Source organism: Butyrivibrio sp. XBB1001, assembly GCF_000424505.1.
Classification (GTDB): Bacteria; Bacillota; Clostridia; order Lachnospirales; family Lachnospiraceae; genus Butyrivibrio.
This window is the reverse complement of sequence record NZ_AUKA01000002.1, coordinates 484561-504458: the sequence shown is the minus strand read 5'-3', so window position 1 is coordinate 504458 and position 19898 is coordinate 484561. Positions and strand designations below refer to the sequence as shown.

At 40.7% G+C, this 19898-nt stretch carries 11 protein-coding genes; 2 read left to right on the top strand and 9 right to left on the bottom strand.

All coding sequences use genetic code 11. The features are described from left to right. Nucleotides 1-16 precede the first annotated feature (16 nt). Complete coding sequence (locus tag G631_RS19950; RefSeq protein ID WP_026488515.1) at nt 17-1096, top strand: hypothetical protein; 1080 nt, start codon at nt 17-19, stop codon at nt 1094-1096. Here the strand turns inward: G631_RS19950 and alr are convergent. From alr to G631_RS0104905, 5 genes are all read right to left on the bottom strand, one after another. Next, on the bottom strand, nt 1089-2261 hold the full coding sequence (gene alr / locus G631_RS0104925; RefSeq protein WP_242829061.1) for an alanine racemase: 1173 nt from the start codon (nt 2259-2261) through the stop codon (nt 1089-1091). The genes G631_RS19950 and alr overlap by 8 nt on opposite strands. A 41-nt stretch (nt 2262-2302) precedes the next feature. Beyond that, on the bottom strand, nt 2303-3868 hold the full coding sequence (locus tag G631_RS0104920; RefSeq protein WP_026488513.1) for a bifunctional ADP-dependent NAD(P)H-hydrate dehydratase/NAD(P)H-hydrate epimerase: 1566 nt from the start codon (nt 3866-3868) through the stop codon (nt 2303-2305). Nucleotides 3869-3957: 89 nt separating this feature from the next. Beyond that, nucleotides 3958-4620, bottom strand: coding sequence for a hypothetical protein (locus G631_RS0104915; RefSeq protein ID WP_026488512.1), 663 nt, complete (start codon nt 4618-4620; stop codon nt 3958-3960). A 23-nt stretch (nt 4621-4643) separates the two neighbouring features. After that, nucleotides 4644-5279, bottom strand: coding sequence for a redox-sensing transcriptional repressor Rex (locus G631_RS0104910; protein ID WP_026488511.1), 636 nt, complete (start codon nt 5277-5279; stop codon nt 4644-4646). 220 nt (nt 5280-5499) lie between these two features. Beyond that, a complete protein-coding gene (locus G631_RS0104905) occupies nt 5500-13305 on the bottom strand; it encodes a rhamnogalacturonan lyase family protein (RefSeq protein ID WP_026488510.1) in 7806 nt (2601 codons plus the stop codon). Between the two features lie 333 nt (nt 13306-13638). Here G631_RS0104905 and hslO point away from each other — a divergent pair, with 333 nt between their 5' ends. Next, nucleotides 13639-14526, top strand: a complete 888-nt coding sequence (gene hslO / locus G631_RS0104900) for an Hsp33 family molecular chaperone HslO (protein ID WP_026488509.1) — start codon at nt 13639-13641, stop codon at nt 14524-14526. Nucleotides 14527-14632: 106 nt separating this feature from the next. Here hslO and aguB read toward each other — a convergent pair whose 3' ends face one another. The 4 genes from aguB to nspC all read right to left on the bottom strand — a co-directional run bounded on the left by aguB (nt 14633) and on the right by nspC (nt 19855). After that, entirely contained in the window at nt 14633-15532 is a 900-nt protein-coding gene (aguB, locus tag G631_RS0104895) for an N-carbamoylputrescine amidase (RefSeq protein ID WP_026488508.1), read from the bottom strand. Nucleotides 15533-15620: 88 nt separating this feature from the next. After that, nucleotides 15621-16766, bottom strand: a complete 1146-nt coding sequence (aguA, locus tag G631_RS0104890; protein ID WP_242829063.1) for an agmatine deiminase — start codon at nt 16764-16766, stop codon at nt 15621-15623. A 57-nt stretch (nt 16767-16823) separates the two neighbouring features. Further along, nucleotides 16824-18596 carry a hypothetical protein gene (locus tag G631_RS0104885; RefSeq protein ID WP_026488506.1) on the bottom strand — a complete coding sequence of 591 codons (1773 nt, stop codon included), beginning with the start codon at nt 18594-18596 and terminating at the stop codon, nt 16824-16826. 65 nt (nt 18597-18661) lie between these two features. Further along, the gene (nspC, locus tag G631_RS0104880; protein ID WP_026488505.1) at nt 18662-19855 is read right to left on the bottom strand and encodes a carboxynorspermidine decarboxylase; all 1194 of its coding nucleotides are present in this window, start codon (nt 19853-19855) and stop codon (nt 18662-18664) included. Nucleotides 19856-19898 lie beyond the last annotated feature (43 nt).

Below are 19898 nucleotides of genomic sequence, written 5' to 3'. Positions count from 1 at the left end.
GTTTGGGGAGTAATAAATGATTTCATTAATATCAACAATTCTAAATGCGATTTTGTCCTTCATTTTACATATTTTAAAAGCATTTTTTTCTATGCTTACCTGGTTTCTTAAGGGAGTACTCTCCCTTCTTAAGCTGTTTTTCTGTTTCTTACCCGCTACCAGCATTCTTTTTTCACTTTTATTTGTCGCAGATATTTACCTTTATTTTGCTGGAATACCAGATATTGAGCCTCTTTCTAAATACAACTCATATCTCTCAAAAGACATGCAGATTTCAGCTAAACTCATAAGCGACATGAAAATATGGTGGACACTAAACATTTATCCTTATAGAGGGAATATCACATTTATTCTTCTTATTATTCTCTCCCTTATCATGTTCCTTCCTGTTGTCTTTGTTTTATTGTCAATCAGCGTAGTTTTGTCCTTTGGACAACTCCTCTTCTATGCTGCAGCCTTTGATATTATCATTTATGTTCTAAGGGCCATATTTCATAAGTCCTTTTTGGCCCAGTTTCAGGACAGATTTTTTGCTGTATTCCCAGAAAAAGGTAAAAGACATTACGAAAAAAACTATGAAAAATGGTTGCGAAAACACCATGGCCAATTTGAGGATGATGATCTTGAAGCTGTCCCTGTCAGAAATAAAGTAGATGAATTCTACGAAGATGATGATAACTACTATGAAGAAGACTACGAAGATGACTGTGAAGATGACTATGACGATTATTATGAGGATGACTATGATAAGGACTACGATGATCAGGATGCTATAGAGGATAAAAGATACAAAAGACGAAAAAGATTTCCCTATCGTGATCAGTATGAAAATGATGAATATGAAGATATAGATGAATACTACGAAGATGATGAAAACTATGATGACGATGAGAATGGCGATGAATCAGAAAGCAGTAACGACACAGATCGCCTGTCCTCATTTGACTTTTTTGCTGGCTGTTCCTCAAGGGAAAGTGCAGACAGAAAATACAAGTCTCTGGTAAAGCTCTACCACCCGGACAATATGGACGGAGATACCGCAGCAATTGCTGAGATCAACACCCAATATGCCCAGGCTAAAAAGAGATTTAGCTAAAAACCCTTGGCACTCTCTTACTGATATCGCAGGTAAGCTCATAATTAAATCTGCCGCTTAAATCTCCTAAAAACTCAGCTGTGATCTCATCTCCCGAGCTTTTATCTCTGCCGATGAGAACCACTTCATCGCCCTCAGATGCATCAGGTATATCTGTTACATCAACCATAAACTGGTCCATGCATACTCTTCCAAGGATGCTTGCGCGTTTACCTCTGATCAGGACAAAGCCTTTATTTGAAAGGCTTCTTGGATAACCATCTCCATAGCCTACAGGTATAGTTGCTATTCTTGTAGGCTTTTCTGTCACAAAGGTTCCGCCGTAGCTGACAGGAGTATTTGCAGGAACTTCCTTGACCATTACTATATGGCTTATAAGTTCCATCGTAGGCTTAAGATCTATAATATCTCTGGACACCTCGTCAGAAGGCCACATTCCATACATTGTAACACCAGCTCGTACCATATCCATTGATGACTCAGGTACAGAAATAATACTTGCTGAATTAGCACAGTGCTTCAAAAGGAATTTGATGCCGGTCTTATCCTCTGTATTTTTTACAAAATCAGCAAACACCTTTTCTCTTTCCTTGGCATTAGAAAGGTCCTTCTCATCTGCTCTGGCAAAATGAGTAAAGATGCCCTCAATAGAAATCCCCTTAAGCTTCATGACCTCTTTGATAAACTCTGTCCCCTTATCATCAGGTGTGATACCAATCCTGCTCATTCCTGTATCTACAGCTATGTGCACAGCAGGAGCTTCCGATATCACTCCCTTTTCAAGAAGCTTTTCGCCGCAATCAGACAGTTCTTTTGCCATATCGAGCCTAAATACAGTAGGTCTGATATTCTCTGAGAGCATCCTCTCATAGGCGTATGGGAATGTATAGCCCAGAATCAGTATAGGCTTCTTCACCCCATTATCTCTAAGTTCAAAGGCTTCCTCGGCAGTAGCTGTTGCATAGCCCCAGATGTAATCTACATCTTCTAGCATTTGGGCAATAGGTACAGCGCCATGTCCATAGGCATCTGTCTTAATTACAGCCATTATCTTTGTTCCATCAAGAATGTTCTTTCGCATAGACTCAAGGTTATACCTAATGGCATCTAAATCTATTTTTGCATATACACGTGAATACTCTTCAAACATCAATCTTCCATCCATAAAAATCATCTGCAGGCCTTAAATTCAATGGCCACAGGTATTTACTCATATTGTCTTAGAATCATTTCCATTCCGGAAATTATATCAGAAGCCACCATTGAGTGTCTTCCCTTATCTTGAGCAGCAACATCTCCGGACAGGCCGTGAAGATAGACGCAAAGGCAGGCTGCATCAAAAGAAGAAATAGGACCAGATATAAAAGCACCTATAATTCCAGAAAGCACATCTCCGCTTCCAGCAGTTGCCATGCCATCATTACCGCTCATATTAATATAAATCTTTTTGCTACCACTGTCAGCAACTATTGTTCTTGCGTCCTTGCATATAACGGTACAGTGGAATCTATCAGCAAGTTCTCTTGGATACTCAAGTATATGTTCCTTACAGCTTGCAATATCTCTATCAATCAGTCTGGAGAATTCCCCAAGATGTGGTGTGAGAATAAGTTTTTTGCCACCTCGTGCAAAATTTTCCAGATAGTCCGCAAGTTCCTTGCTGCCAGCAACCAGATTAAGGGCATCTGCATCAACAACAAGGTTCTTGTTGCAGTTCTTCAAAACAAGCCTTGTAACCTCAAAGCCCATTTGGACTGTTCCAAGCCCAGGCCCTAAAACAACTGCGTTAGCCCATTCAATATCCTTTTCAAGCTTCTCACCTACAGGTTCAAAATCCTCATAGGTTGTGAGCATTGCCTCTGGCAAAAGAGCTTTTACTGCCTCGGCATTTTCTGCAGCTGTAAATATCTTTACCATTCCTGCACCAGCTTTCAAGCAGGCACTAGCCGCTAGTATGCAGGCTCCGCTGATTTCTTTAGACCCGGCTATGATAAGAACCTTACCATTTGTTCCCTTATTAGCATCAGCCTTTCTAAGAGGAATAAGACTGTTTACGTCTTCGTCATAGAAGAAAGCTCCCGGCTCTCTTCCAAGAAAACTGTCCTCTGTTATCCCTGCATCCTCAACATGTAATTCCCCTGTGTATTCGCAGCCAGGATACATGATATGTCCCAGTTTAACCTGATTAAAGGTAATAGTCATATCAGCCTTGACTGCCACCTGACATACCTTGCCGTTATCAGCATTTATTCCAGAGGGAATATCTACGGAGACAACGCAGACATCGGACTGTCTCTCATTCTTGCAAGTATTGATATATCTAACTGCATCAGCAAAGTCTCCTGCGATGCCTCTTGATAATCCAATACCAAACATTGCATCTACTATGATATCCCAGTCTGCGTAGCTTTTGTTGTCTCTTATATTGGAAAAAGTGTCAATGGTTGTACCATATTTTTCTAATATCTTGAGCTGAGATAAAAGAAGGTCGCTTGCCTTTGTGTAATCTCCTATAACACAAACATTTACAAGAATGCCTTTCTGCCTTAATATCCTGGCGATGCAGGCTCCATCTCCGCCATTATTGCCAATGCCGCAAATGACCAAAGCTCTTGCCTTTCTATCCAGTTCTCTGCCCTGAATATGCTCCAGAATATGCTGCACTACTAAAAGTGATGCCCTCTCCATCAAAACAGAGCCAGGTACCCCGAAATACTCAGAAGTGTTCCTGTCATAAATCTTCATTTCCTGACTTGTTACAGCGTATTTCATCTTCCCCTCCAATATGTTACCAGGCAAAAAGCCCTTCTTCCAACAGGTCTCATTCTATAGGAAAAGCTGCCCATTGGGCAGCTTTCTAATCATTCTACATATTCATCTTCTGCCCCTGCAAGAGGTCTCCTGATAGGATGTCTTCTGTCAGGGTCATATTTCATATCAAATATCTCAACAACCTCAGGTCCAAATATCTGATGCATATATGAATATAGATTATAATTCTCCATCTCAGCTTCCTGGAGTCTTATTACATTCTTCTTAAGTTCAATTCTGGCCCTCGTAATCCATTCATCAAGGCTCTTGATGTCCGATGTATTATCATGAAGTCTCTCGTAGCAGACCTTCATAGTCTCTACCATAAGCTTATAATCGATGTCATAAATCTGTTTAGAGAGATCTAAAAGCTCATCCTGATGGCTATCAAGCTTGTCATTGCATTCATTGATAAGACGTGTTCTCTCAGAGATTTCTTTCTCAATGGCTGCTGAATTGCCAGCCTTATTGGCCTTGTCCCTAAGGGGCACAATCTCACCAAGAAGCTTTTTCTTAAGCTTCTTGATGTCCTTGGTCTGGCTTCTGAGCTTACCATCCTTCTCAACAAGGCTGTTAAGTTCATCTGCAAGTTGTTCTATTTCAGGTGTCATTTCTGTCTGCGTAAACAATTGATGCCATTTATTATCCAGCGTCAATATAGGGATGCTCTTCCCCTGTAGCGCAGACATATAAACTTCATCGTCTCTTGCCATCAGATTCTCTCACTATCGTAAGTTTATGAGTTCTCGTACCTATTTATATTATACGATAATTTCATTAAACTGTCAGATAAATGTACATTTTCTACCTGAATATTGTTAGGAACTTCCAAGTCAACATGAGCAAAGTTCCATATAGCCTTTATTCCGCACTCAGCAAGCTTATGTGCCATGGGAACTGCTTGTTCCTTGGGAATAGTCAAAACAGCTATCTCAATATTATTCTTTCTGACAAAGTCTTCCATTTCTTCTACTGGTCTGACTTCCACATCGCGGATCTTGGTTCCGTAAAGTTCAGGATTCTTGTCAAAAGCTCCCTTGAAAACAAAGCCTCTTCTAGTAAAATTGGTATATCCAGCAATAGCCTTACCAAGGTGTCCTGCACCTATGATTACCAGGCTATGTTCCTTGTCGATACCAAGTATCTTACTGATCTCATCATAGAGATAATTAACGTTATAGCCGTAGCCCTGCTGTCCAAAGCCACCAAAATTATTAAAGTCCTGTCTGATCTGAGAAGCAGTTACCTTCATGATGTCACTCAGTTCCTGAGAGGATATTCTCTCAACGCCCTTCTCCTTCAGATCCCCCAAATATCTAAAATATCGCGGAAGTCTACTGATAACCGCCTGAGAAATCTCTTTATCTGCCATTGTCTGCTCCAATTCTGCGTTTGCAAATACTCTAAACGCTATATAGTTAATAAGTTTAGTTCTGATTGTTAATAAATTCTCAAATTAATTATACCGATACGTTAAATAAATGTCAATCAATGAAATGATACAAAACATGGTAAACAAAGAGTAAACAAAGAAAAAAATTCCCGGCCATTTCTGGCCGGGAATCTGAGTTTCTTATAGAAAAAAATGTTGTTTAGCCGATAAGAACACCATTTTCATCAAAGGTATATTTCTTGAGCCAGCGGGTTATAGTTGCATTTTTAACCATATGTCCCTCCTTGTCAAAGAAATGTCTGCCATCATCAAGATCTACAAAGTCGCTTACTACGATATGTCCCTTTGCATTTGCATAGTATACATAGCCGTCCTCAGCTTCAATGAGAGTTGCTACAGCCATCTTGCCATCTGCTGCAAAATAGTATCTTGAAGACCACTTTGTCATGAAACCAGTTACCATATGTCCTTCACCGTCAAAATAGTACTTACCATCTTCAAGTTCTACAAAGTCTGTCTTTACCATAGTACCATTTGGCTTAAAGTAATATGTGTAGCCATCGATAAAGTGCTTGCCTGTAAGGATTGTTCCATCTTCAAGGACATAAGTTGTCTTGCCCCACTTTGTAACGAACTTTCCAGCAGGTGTCTCTGGCTCAGGATCTTCTTCACCACCATAGTAAGAAGCATCTGTGATTACTTTACGAACTACAAGGGCACCAACTCTTGGTGTGCCAGATCCAAACTCTACATTCAGCTGTCCGTCTGCTACTTCTGTAGTTACAGAAGTTACAGTATAAGTATTAGCAGCGTTGCTAACGTTAAAGGATACGCCTTCAACTGTTCCAGAAACAGAACTCTTATAAACTGAGTTACTCATTACTTCTACCTGGTATGCGCCGTTTTCTACATCTACAAGGAATGTTTCACCAGCTGGCAGGCAGAAGTCTGTGTAAACAAGGCCTGGGAAGTCACCTTCATAAGTGAACTCTTCAGTACGTCCCTGCATAAGAACGTCGCCATTAGCAAATCCATAGCCTCTTTCTTTTGTATAGTCACTTCCAAAGGTAGAGATTTTCTTGTCTCCGTTCTTAGGGTTTACAGTAATGCCAGTCCATCCTTCTGCTACACGGCTTGTACTGATACCAAAATCATATTTACCGATAGCAGGATATTTAACTGTTGCCTTTAATACAGCTGTTCCATCGAAGTCTTCTACAGTACCTTCAAGGGTAATTGTTGAGCCAAGGCTTGTAACATCCATATCTGATGTATTCCATGTTACATTTGCAGCCTTTGTAGCTCCACTTGCATATGTAGCAACTACTGTCTCAGGAAGTACATAGTTCTTATTAAGGTACTCAACCTCAACAAAACTATCAGCAACTGATAAGATATAGTCGCCTACGATGTGTACTGTAACAGTAACTGTATCCTCTGTTCCCTCTACTGTACCAGTAAGTGTGTAGTCACCAAGCTTAGTTTCGTCTAATTTCTCTGTGTTCCAGTTTACCTTTACCTCTTTTGTTGTTCCGTTAAGGAAGGTTGCCTGAACATACTCAGGAAGTTCTACCTTGTTGCCAAGAATAACCTTAATATCATTTAAAGGAGCATAGCCTGTAGGTACATTTTCAATAACTGTAACCTTTACATCTACAGGATTCTCTGAATAACCACGGATGTATGCATGAGCTGTATATTCACCAGGTGTTGAAAGATCTATCTCACTAGCATCCCATGTTATTACTACTACCTGCTCAAGTCCATCAGCGTCTGTTACAGAAATAACTGACTTCTTCTCAGCAAGAAGATCTGCTACAGTCTGTCCCTTTGCAAGAGGTGTATCCTGAACAAGTTCCACAGCTTCAAGCTCTTCATTGAGTTTTGAAATTGCAAATGTAGTCTGAACTGTAAGAGGAGCTGATACGAAACTCTCCTTGCCATCTACTACTGCTGCAACTCTGTATGAATAGAAGCATCCTCCCTTGAGGTTCTTATCTGTATAGCTGTAAGCAGATACAGGATCAGTCTCTACAGGAGCATCTCCATAAACTGGAGTAAGATTTGTGATCACTACTGCATTAAGAATAGCCAGAGATCCTTCGTTAGAAGATACAACTTCAATCTGTGAATTCTCTTCAAATACTACTGTCTTACTCTTAACAATATCTGCAACCTTAGCTGACTGTGATACAGTACCCAGGTCTTCACCATTTACAAGAACTTTGCAGTTGTTGTAAGCGTTGTTGCTATATGCAGCGCCAGCATAAACATCTACCTTGTATGCTCCAGCAGGAACATCAATAAGGAATTTAAGCTCGTTATCAGCTCTGTCAAGATCGCAACATGCCTTTTCGATATCTGTCTGAGTATCTCCAGCATTCTCAATACCGACACCAACTCTGTTCCAGTTTACATTAGCTCCAGTGCCTACTGCCCATCCATATCCACTTGGCGCACTGTATTCATCTGCAAGAACTCTGATAAAGCCGTTTGCGTTGCTGCTCTTATAGCCCATATCAAACTTCTTGAATACGTTGCCTTCTTCGTAGCCTACTATTACCTGTTCTTTTTCACTTCCTGCTATTTCAGAAGATGTAAGTCCACTAGCATTAAGTTCTGCGATTGTTTCATATTCGCCAACTGTCTCGTTTCCATTTTCATCTACTGAAACGTCAGCTCTTTTAACTACGTAGCCTTCTACATCATGTCCATATACACCGTCATTTGCAGGTGTGAAGTTTACTGTAGCGCTTGTAGAATCAACTGCTCCCTCCGAAAGCTGTGCTGTGATAAGTCCCTCAGAAATAAGGTAACTTGTATGTGCAGGCTGGTTGTAGCCAACATTCTGCCATGCAACACCTTCTCTGTAAGCAAGGTCTGTAAGTGAGCAAGGAATTACATAATCTGTCTGAATTGTTGTTGAGTAAACTCTGATCTTGCTGCTATCAGAGGAGCATCTTGCAACAATCTCATCTCTCCAGTCACCAAGGATATCAGCAACAAGGCCAAGGTTACCCTTTGTTCCATTACTTGTAAGTACTTCTGAAGACTCAAAGAGTACTACATTTGCTTTATTTTCATAATCCCATTTCTCAATAGTTGTAGTAAGTGGAACATATGCAGCATTGTTGAAGGTATGATCCTGCATTTCTGCAAGAAGGTCTCCATCCCAGTAAAGTGAGAAGTTTACTGCAGGTGTAACTCCATATGAAAGCGCGATCATTGCTTCATTTGTAGCATCCATCTTAGTAACGATGCCAGACTTTGAGCTAAATACATTAGCATTTCTGGAATCCCAGGATGGTTCGTCTGATCCTGTGTAATTAGGATTAGCAATTGACCAGTACTCAGCACCTTCTGCTGTAGGATCTATGTCAGCTGCCATTCCACGTCCAGTATCTCTTCCTGTGTAATAACCAGTCAGAACCTCACCAGTTTCTGCATCATGAATTTCTACATGGTAAGCTGCATTGTCGTGCTCATGAACATCCATTACCTCAAGGCCAGGGTTAGATGGGATCCAGTCACTAACGTGCATTGCATCACCGTGTCCAAGTCCTGTGCTGTAGAGAACAGAACCGTCATCATCAATTGTAAGTGAACCATAGATGATCTCGTCCTTGCCATCTCCATCAACATCGTTGATTGAAAGGCCATGGTTGCCCTGTGCTGTATAAGCAGAGCCATTGTCAATAGCATCTGTATCAAACTTCCAGTAAACACCAATCTGCTCTACTTCTTTACCTTCTTCATCAGTTGTCTTTGTAAGGTAATAAGCTGTGAGAGTTGTTCTTGTGTAATATCCTCTTGCAAATACTGCAAATGGAGTTGTTCCATTAAGATATGCAGTCCCTGAAAGAAATCTGTCTACTCGGTTTCCGTAACCATCACCCCAAGCAGAAACTGATCCTCTTGCTGGAATGTAATCTACTGTATCAATAAGTTCACCTGTATTTCCCTTAAACATTGAGAAATACTCAGGTCCATCAAGTACATAGCCACTTGAATTTCTGTAGTCATATTTTGGACTTACTGTATCTACAGGAAGCGCATCGGAATTGCATTCTCCAACATGTCCTGTCTCTACAAGAGTTCCATTATCATTTCTATAAGTAGTCGTTCCATCAGCAGTCTTAACTGCAATCTCTGCAATTCCGTCTGCGTCATAGTCCCAAACCTGGAACTGTGTATAATGTGCTCCAGAACGGATATTTACACCAAGGTCGATTCTCCACATAAGTGAAGCAGCACCAGTTGAGAAGTTTACATCATATCCGTCGATAAAAGTCTTTCCTGTATAGCCTGACTTTGAGTTATCCTGAGCATTGCTTGGATACCACTTTACGATAAGTTCAAGCTCGCCATCGCCATCAAGATCTGCAACAGACATATCATTTGCTGTATATGTGCATGTTGAGCCATTTGGCATTGTCTCATCTTCTGGCTTATTAAGAGAAAACTCCATGTACTGGTTAGCCCATACTGCTGTATCTACAGCGCTAAGGCCAAGTGAAGAATCATTTGATCCAACAACTTTATAAGTGTCAGAAGCGCTTCCTGCCTCATCTACAAGGTTAGTTACGCTAAGGCCTGAAGCAATCTGCTGGCCATTTCTGTAAACATCAAAGGTTGTTGTAAGTTCTTTTCCGCTAAAGTCACCAGGGAAGCTCCTCCATGAAAGGTAAACTCCGCTTGTGATCTGATTTCCTTCTGCATCTGTAGCTGAAACCTTGGTCTCTCCGCCAGCAGCGCCTGCAAGATTGATTGCAACTACTGCTCTTGATGCATATGATTCAAGTCCACCAGCAAGAAGTGAACCAGCTACAGGTGTCACGCAAGTTTCTGAAAGTTCCCCAATTCCACCTGCATTCATAGCTGCAACCTTGTAATAATGATGAACATTAGTAGCAAGGCCTTCGCTCTCATCTACAAAAGTAGTAGTTGTGCTCTCTCCAACCTTTGTAAACTCCTTAAAGCCCTTATCTGTCTCAGCCTTTTCAGAACGATAAATGATGTACTTGATAACATTCTCTTCTGCTGGGCTTTCATCCCATGTAAGAGTAACTGTATTCTGAAGCTGTGTCTGTCCATCTTCAGGGCTTGTGCACTTAACATTTTTAACTGCTACTGGAACTGTTACGCTCTTATCAAGCATTTCCTGAGTTACAACATTACTTGGTGCTGACTCAGAGCCATCCTCAACAACACAAGTCATATAGTAAGAATATGTCTCACCAAGTGCTGCTGACATAGCGCGGCAGTCAAGCTCGTTATCAATAAGTTCCTGTGCTGTATAGCTCTTTACAATATGGAACTCAGCATCTGAATCACTCTTCTGGTAAACGTTGTAGGATACTGCATTCTCAACCTTTGTAAATGAAAGAAGGAATGTAGCTGTTGTTGTGCCAAAAGAAAGCTCTGTAATAGCAAGATTTCCTGGTGCTGGAAGAAGTGATGTGATAGTAAGACCATTGATGTACTGGTTAGTACCTTCAACTGTGATGTTCATCTGTCCATCTTTTACTTCTACAACACCTGTGCAGCTTCCAAGTGACTGTTTGCAGGCAATTGAACCAATTGACTTGCCCTCTGCTGAGTATGCAGCCTTGATAGTACTTGTTCCATTCAAAAGATCTGCTGCATAAACAGTAACTTCGTATGAGCCATTTGGAAGATCTACTGCAAACTCTCCTGCTCCAAGGTTAAAGTCATCTGCCATATCAGATGAATCAGCCTTACCATTGCCGCCTCTGTAACGACCATTGTTTGGAGCTGTGATCCAGCCATAACCCTTATCAGCTGAATACATCTCATTCTGGTTAACGCCTGTCCAATCCTTCATTGTAGGAGAATTGTTGTAGTTAAAGTCATAGCGATAACCAGCTTCCTTGGTCTTAACAGCAATCTTGTCAGAGAATTCGCCAACACCAAAGCTGTTAAAGCCTGCTACAGCGTATACATAAGTTGCAGCGCCGCAGTTAGAATCTACATAGCTTGTCTTTCCAGATACGGAGTACTTTTCTGCACCTGTAAAGTCAATATCATCAATTGTCTTTCCTTCAGGAAGTTCTGTTCTATAAATATAGTAGAGTTCAGATCCTTCTGAAGCTTCCCACTCAAGTGAAATGCTTGTAGCACCAACTGATGTTGTTTTAAGGCCTGTAGGCTTTTTAGGAGCCTCAGTAGCTGTATTTACAACTACAAGAGAAGCAAGATCATCAAGCTTGTCATTAGCTCCATCTACATCACCATTTGCATAGTCAACAATACCCTGGGCTACGCAACCAGCAAATTTAAGAGCACCATAATACTGAAGATGAGTAGAATCATCTACGCCGCCAGCATATGCACCTGTTGATACCTCTCCTGCTGCAAGCTTTAAAAAGAGCATCTTGGAACCTTCGATTCCAAAGCTGTTACAAACGTCAATTGAACGCTGTGTAAGATCAACAAATGGAATATCATATTCAGCAGCAAGTCTCAGCATTACCTGTCTGTATGCTTCGAAGTTGCTGGCAAAAGATTTTAATGTTCCATCTGCATTTGTTGTGTAGCTGTAACGTGCAACTGGAGTTACTAAAACAGGTGTAGCGCCTCTTTCAATTGCACCATTTACATATACCATGATCCACTTTTCAAAATCATCTGCTGAAACATAGCGGTTTGGTCTTGAATAAGTAGCATCATTATGTCCCCACTGAACAAGGAGGTAATCACCAGGCTTGATGTCCTCTAAAAGGTCATCAAACTTGCCCTCATCAATATAGGACTTAGAAGAACGTCCACCGATTGAACGGTTCTCAACAATAACATTTGTAGTTTCATAGGTCTGTGACTGGCTAAATCCACAGTCTCCACACTCTCTTTCCTCTACAAGATCACCAAAGTAGGATGAAAGAACCTGTCCCCATCCAGTCTGTGGATAGTAATAAGAGTCATAGGTCTGAACTGTTGAATCAGAAGCAACAAATACTGTGGGCTTCTCACCCTTTTCTTCTGTAGCAAGGCGTGTTACCTTTACTTCAGATATGTAAACCTTTGTTGTCTTGGCATCATTCATAGATGTGGCTGAGCTTGTGCCAAGGAATTTAAGATTAAGCTTTCCATCAACAAGGTTAGCCTCAAACTCTTCTGTCTTGGATCCGCCTGCGGGAACTGTGATTCCTGTAACCTTTGTAATATCCTCAGCTTCAAGAGCAGCTGTGTAGCTTTCTGATGTAGGGTTAGTAAATGTAACCTCTACCTTGTAATCTGCATTGTAAAGATCAAGATCAAATGTTGATGTGCTCTCATAGGTGTAAACACCATAGCCTGTGCTCTCAGTCTCTGTCCAGATCTTGCTGGCTATAGCAACGTAAGTATCAGCATCAACAACATTGCCGGCGCCGGCAGAAACTAAAGGAACTCTTGGATAGTAAATATTGTTAGACCAGCCCTTAGCATCCTGGCTATAGTCAACATCACTAAATCCGTAGCCCTTTTCCTCATCATATACATTCTTTGAACATACATCCCTGCCTTCACCAAACTTGATATCAGCAATAACTGTATCTTCAGTAAAGTTCTCAAAGCCATCCTCTCCCTGATCAGCTATAACGCCGTCTGAAAGATCAGCCTTAAGATCTGTTGTAGCAAGAGTCTTTTTAGCCCCGAGCACATCTGCTGAAGAATCAGAAGATGCTTCTGCAGACGCTTCCTTAGATGATTCCTCATCTGACTTTTCCCCTGAAGCCTCTTCGGAAGACTCCTCCTTACTTTCCTCAGACTTCTCTAAAGAAGCCTCTTTGCTACCGTTTTCTTCAGTGCTGCTGTCAGTGTTTGCAGCACCTGATTCTTCCTGCACTTCCTCTTCTGAAGATAAAAGAGCCGCAGCTCCTTCCTCAGCAGAAACGGTGATAGTGCCTGTAGCTGTAGCAATACTTGACGCTGCCATTAAGGCGCTCATAGAAAGAGCAAGGCCCTTCCCAAGTGCCTTGGAACGAAAGTTACTACCTTTGTACATCCCAACAACCTCCTTTTTCCTTTCCCCTCTTTTTGGTAACATTTTAAGAATTGCAATCCCCCTCTAGATCGCAGACAATAAAAATGTCACAAATTATGTTGTATCTAGTATGATATTTTAGGCATTTTGCTCGAATTTGGCATTTCATTTTTCAGATAATATTTTGCAATTTTGACCATTATCTAAATTGTTTTAGCGAAGAAGTCTCTACGGATAATGCTGATTTATGCAGTAATTTCTTTGAACATTTACAGAAAGAGAATAATCTATTATTATTTATGGGTTAGCAAAAACAATCACATTATCTATATAGAAAATAGCGAGGATAATTAAATGGCATATAAAGATTATATGGTTAGAGCAACAGCTGGAAATGCACAGATCAGAGCCTTTGCAGCAACAACAAAAGATCTTGCAGATTATGGCAGAAGAGCCCATGGTCTCTCTCCAATTGCTACAGCAGCCCTTGGAAGACTCATGACAGGTACTGTAATGATGGGACAGATGATGGACAACGACAGTGATATGATCACTGTTAAAATGGATGGCGATGGCCCCCTAAAAGGCGTTCTTGCAACAGCCGACAATAAGGGCAATGTAAAGGGATATGTAAATAACCCTTACGTGATCATGGAGCCAAACGCTGCCGGGCACCTAAACGTTGGCGGTGGCATTGGTGAAGGTACTCTTACAGTTATAAGAGATATGGGCCTTAAAGAGCCATATGTTGGTCAGGTTCCTCTTTATTCCGGAGAAGTTGCAGAGGATCTTACCTATTACTTTACCAAATCAGAGCAGACCCCTTCTTCTGTTGGTCTTGGAGTTTTAGTTGAAAGAGAAAATCTCTCTGTAATTGCTGCCGGAGGTTTCATTGTACAGCTGATGCCTTTTGCAGACGAGCAGACAATTACACATCTTGAGTTCAACCTTGGAAAGTTCACTTCAGTTACAGATATCCTTAAGGCAGGCAAAACCCCAGAGGATATGCTAAAAATCGTTCTTGAAGGGTTTGACATTGAATTCACTGATACAGTAGACCTTAACTTCTACTGTAACTGTGACAAAGACAGAGTTGAAAGAGCTCTGATGCTCATCGGTAAAAAAGATCTTCAGGAAATGATCGATGATGGCAAAGAGATTGAGGTAAAATGCCACTTCTGTAATAAGCCTTACAAGTTTTCTGTTGATGAACTTAAGGCTATACAGGAAAGAGCAAAGTAATAACAGGAAGGTCTGCTTCATCATTTTTTTGATGTAGCAGACCTTTTATTTCTATTATCTTATTTATTTCTCACTATCAGAACGCATCTCTGATTCAGATGTATTCTCACTCTGTGATGGTTTTGTAACACTCAGGTCTTCTATCCCTGAAAAGCCCCCAGGAAGCTCGCATCTTACGGATTTCCTCAAAATCATATTCAGCGTATATTATCTCTTCCTGGTCTCTTGAAGCTCTCGCAAGTAGATCACCTGTCTCATCAGTAAGGAAACTGTTTCCATAGAAGGTAAGACTTGATGTCTGTCCTCCATTTTCTTCTGAAGGAGTAACGTCCTCTCTTCCTATCCTGTTTGCTGCAGCTACAGGCACAATATTGGCTGCAGAGTGTCCCTGCATAGTGCGCATCCAGTGTCCTGAGCTGTCCACATCAAGAATTGGTTCAGAGCCAATAGCTGTAGGATAAAGAATAATATCTGCTCCCTTAAGGGCAAGGCACCTGGCAGTTTCAGGGAACCACTGATCCCAGCATATTCCAACACCAACATTCCCATATTTTGTATTAAATACCTTAAACCCGGTGTTACCTGGTGTAAAATAAAACTTTTCCTGATAATAATGATCATCCGGAATATGAGTCTTGCGATACACTCCAAGTTCACTTCCATCTGCATCGATCATTACAACTGAGTTATAAAAAACATTTCCATCTTTTTCAAAAACACAGATTGGCATTACAACAGAAAGCTCTGCGCAAAGCTTCTTAAAATGGGCTATAGCAGGATTCTCTGAAAGAGGAAGCGCCAGTTCATAATAGTCGTAGCGTCTTTCCTGGCAAAAATAGAATCTTTCAAAAAGCTCTGATAAAAGAATTATCTTAGCTCCCTTACCTGCAGCTTCTCTTGTAAGTCTATCAGCTGTTTCTATATTTCTTTTTACCTGTTCTTCATCTGAAGAAGCACTTGCCCCACATGCAAACTGCACACTGGCTACTTTTATTTTATTGCTCATAATATTTATTTTACCTCGTATTGTATATGGATTTCATTTTCAAATATCCATAATATGCCTGTTTATGATTAGACTTCCAGGTAGTCTCTTACTCACCCAGATTATTTTCCGGAATCTGCTGAGTAATACAATGGATATTTCCGCCTCCAAGAAGAATGTCCCTGGCTGGAATTCCAATCACTTCTCTGCCTTCGCATATACCTTCAAGTATAGAAATAGCTCTCCTATCACTTTCTGCGTTGTCTCCGCCAAACTGAGGAACAAGGGCTGCTCCATTTATAAAGTAGAAATTAACGTAGCTTGCTGCAAGTCTCTCGCCCACTTCTCTGGAATCCTCGCCCTCTTCAAACTCATAGTTATCAAGGTCCTCTTTGGAAACAAGAACGGGATGATCCGGAATAGGAAGCTTGTGGACTACAAGCTTTCTGCCTTTTGCATCTGTCTCTTTTTCAAGATATTCAAGATCTGCCTTGGACATGGCATACTGTGGATCATTCTCATCATCAGTCCAGGCAAGGACCACCTCACCTGGCTTTGTAAACGCACAAACATTATCAACATGTTCATTGGTCTCATCATTGTAAATCCCATAAGGAAGCCACAAAACCTTCTGAACATTCAAATACTCTTTTAACTTGTCTTCTATCTGTTCTCTTGTAAGCTTTGGATTTCTTCCCTGGCTCAAAAGACAAGTCTCAGTGACCATGACTGTTCCTTCACCATCACAATGAATAGAACCGCCCTCTAATACAAAAGGAGCTGCATCAAAAAAAGGAACTTCTATCATATCACAGAATTTCTCAGCCACCTTGTCGTCCTTGTCCCAGGATGCGTATAGACCGTCCACCTCACCGCCCCAGGCGTTAAAAGACCAGTTGATACCGCGAATCTCAGGCAACGCGCCATTATCTTTTACTACAAAGGTTGGCCCCACATCCCTGGCCCAGGAATCGTCAGATTCTATAGGAAGTATAAGGCACCTGTTCTCAAGGACATCTGACAAAGTATCCTGTCCTGTCCTTTGGACAAAGTCAGTTATAACTTCATCCATAAAATCTTTGGCCTCACCAAAGTGCTCTTTATCTGTCAAAAGATAGAGGTTTTCCCTTTTCATTATCTCTATAAATACACTTGCAAAGGAACGCAGGGCTCCGGACCTATCCTTACCCCAGCTCCCTGCCCTTGTAGGATATATCATTATAGTGCCATCATGTTTTGAAAACTCTGAAGGCATATAAAAGCCATCTTTAATTGGTGTAGAATCAGTAATCTTTCCCAAAGTTTCACCTCGTTAAAAAACTTTATAAATCCAACCACCGTAGTAGTAATAATCGCCCTCAAGATCGTCAAAATGAAGGAATGGAATATTATCTATCCTGGTTAAACTTCCATATCTACCTTTTCCTTCTTTTTTCTCATCTTTTTCTAAATTGTATGCGCACCATTTACCATCCTTACCATAGACAATTTCGCCCTTTTTAAAGTCAAAGAAAAACTGTCCATTTGTACCTTCTTTATTCATTTCAACATCGGTATCAATAAGAATATCCTCTTCTTTGTCGCAATTATAAGCGTACAGCTTTCCGTCCTCTGTAAGAATCATAAAATTATACTTTCCAGAATGGCAAACACAGTAATCTACAACTTTTTCTTCATCAAATCTGATGAATTTTTCATTCTGATCGCCAAGAAGATTTCTCTCAAAATACAGTACGCCATCCTCTATATAAGAAATCCAGCCATCATAATAGTATTCAACTTGATTGCCAAGCTTTCTAGGAAGTTCCACCGCGTCTGCCTTCTCATTTCTGCGATCAATAGCAACATAGTACTGTTTCCCGCTTTTATCCTCCAGAACGCAGCTATGAATCCACTGGTTTACGTAATGACCATTTCTGTAGCCGTAATCCCACATCTGGACATTTTGTACTTTTTCAAGACCATTTATATTAAAAGGCATCATTTCTTCAGTATTATTTGGTACATAGAAATAAGCCTTGTCACCATCCCTGATTATGAAACTATAATCATTAAATGCATAGAATTCATCAATATTTCCTGTGTATATCTTCTTTCTTTCATCCTTATTGTAAAAATAAGCTACATATAAATCTTTTTTATCCTGATCATAGTAATACAAATAAGAACCGTCAGTATATAACGGCACGCAGTTCCCATCGCTAATGACTGTATCCTCAATCGGATACTTTTCATCTTTTGTTCCAATGTCGTCATCAAACCAGACTTTATGCATAGAGTATTTGCCATCAGTATACTTAGTGTAATAAGCATAAAATCCACGATTCCCGGTTTCTGTCATTCCACCAGTTCCCACAGAGGAAGCCACCACATCTGTAGCTACAAGCTGAGGATCCTTCCAAACACAGTCAAAGAAATACAAATCTCCAATGGTGCCATCAGCAGAAGTAGGCATTATATAGGCTGTGTCTCTATATTTTAGAATAAATGGATTGATTGCTCCCTGTGGATATTCCAGGAAACCGTCAGAATACTCATTGATAGAATAGCTTTTTCCATCAATAGTAAGGACATAGCTATTATATTTGTAGCTTTCAAGTCTCTCTGGCTGTTTACCTTCTAAAACATTTTCGATGGTCAGGATTTCTTCGCTATTTATGACCTCCCTATACTTGTTGGTCATTAAACGATTGCCTTCTCTTATGATAAAAAAGTCATCATCATCTGAAGCAAAGCTTCCCAAACCTGTTCCAAATGTTATGGGAAAATCCTTATTGTGAGGAATAGCACCGTCCTCTTCACTTTCTTCAGCCTCAGCTTTGGCAGAAGAAAGGTCGCTATCCGCACTAGTGGATGCTATAGTGCTGGCTGCTACAGTGCTGTTATCACTGCCTGCTTCTTCATTTTTCTCAGTCTCTGCACTATCTGAAATTGAGCCATTCTCCGAACCACTGTCACTTAACGCCCCTGGATAAATACCCTTAGCGCCATACTTGTAGGAAAAAAAAGCTCCTACAGAAAAAGTAATAATTGAAACTGCAACCAAGGCAGCCAAAGCCCCAACGCCTTTTTTCTTATCACTCATTTACACACTACTCCTCAAACTATATATTTGATAAATGCACCCCATTGTACATCAATCATACTTTTTTATAAACGTTCTTTAAAATCAGAATAGGAAAATCTTTTTATTACTTCCACATCTCCATTTTCATGAAGAATATCAATGTCAGGAAGGGGCATTCCATTAAAGGTATTATTCTTGACCATGCTATAAATAGCCATATCTTCAAACACAAGTCTGTCACCAATGTTAAGCTCATGGTCAAAGCTGTAGTCCCCTATCACATCCCCCGCCAGGCAGGTTCTAGAGGATAGCCTGTAAGTAAAGGGAAGTTCTCCAGGCTCCTCTCCGCCACGAAGTGGTGGCCTATATGGCATCTCAAGAACATCAGGCATATGACAGGCAGCTGATGTATCAAGGATAAGTACTGGCATTCTAGGTGTCTTTACAACATCCATGATAGTAGTGATAAGGTATCCAGCATCTAAAGCTATCGCTTCTCCAGGCTCAAGATACACCTCAATCCCATATTTCTCTTTAATGTCCTTAACAAATTTAATGAGGCCCTCTACATTGTAATCTTCCCTTGTTATATGATGGCCTCCGCCAAGATTGATCCACTTGATCTTACCACTATTATCGCTTGATTCAGGATCTGGGAAGAATCTCGCGAACTCTTTTTCTACATGTTTAAAGGTCTCTTTAAGTGGCTCAAAGCCTTGCTCGCATAGGGTATGGAAATGGATTCCCTCTACGCCCTCAGGAAGTTTATCTGGCATATTGGCATTACTGATTCCAAGCCTTGATCCCTCTGAACATGGATCATATATCTCATGCTCCTCCTGTGTACTGTATTCAGGATTGATCCTAAGTCCTACAGACAGCTTGCCCTCTTTTACCTTCTTTTCCCAGACTGGTCTGTGATGCTCAAGCTGTGCTAACGAATTAAACACCAGATGATCACAGATATCGCAGATTTCAACCATCTCTTCATCGCCAAAAGCCGGCTCATATACATGATTCTCAATTTTCCTGTTTCCATCCTGATCAGGAGTTCTCATTTCTTCGTATGCAAGCCTTGCCTCATAAAGTCCCGACGCTGTCGCTCCAGAAAGATACTTGGCAATTAGCGGATATGTCTGGTATACAGAATATGCCTTCTGAGCAAGAAGTATCCTTGCGCCTGACTCCTTCTGAACTCTATCTAATATTTCGAGATTCTCTCGAAGTTTCTTTTCATCTATGACATAGGCTGGGGTCTTGATATTATCTATATTCATAGGCACCTCCATACTATCTAAAATTTGTAGTAGTTTTATTTCT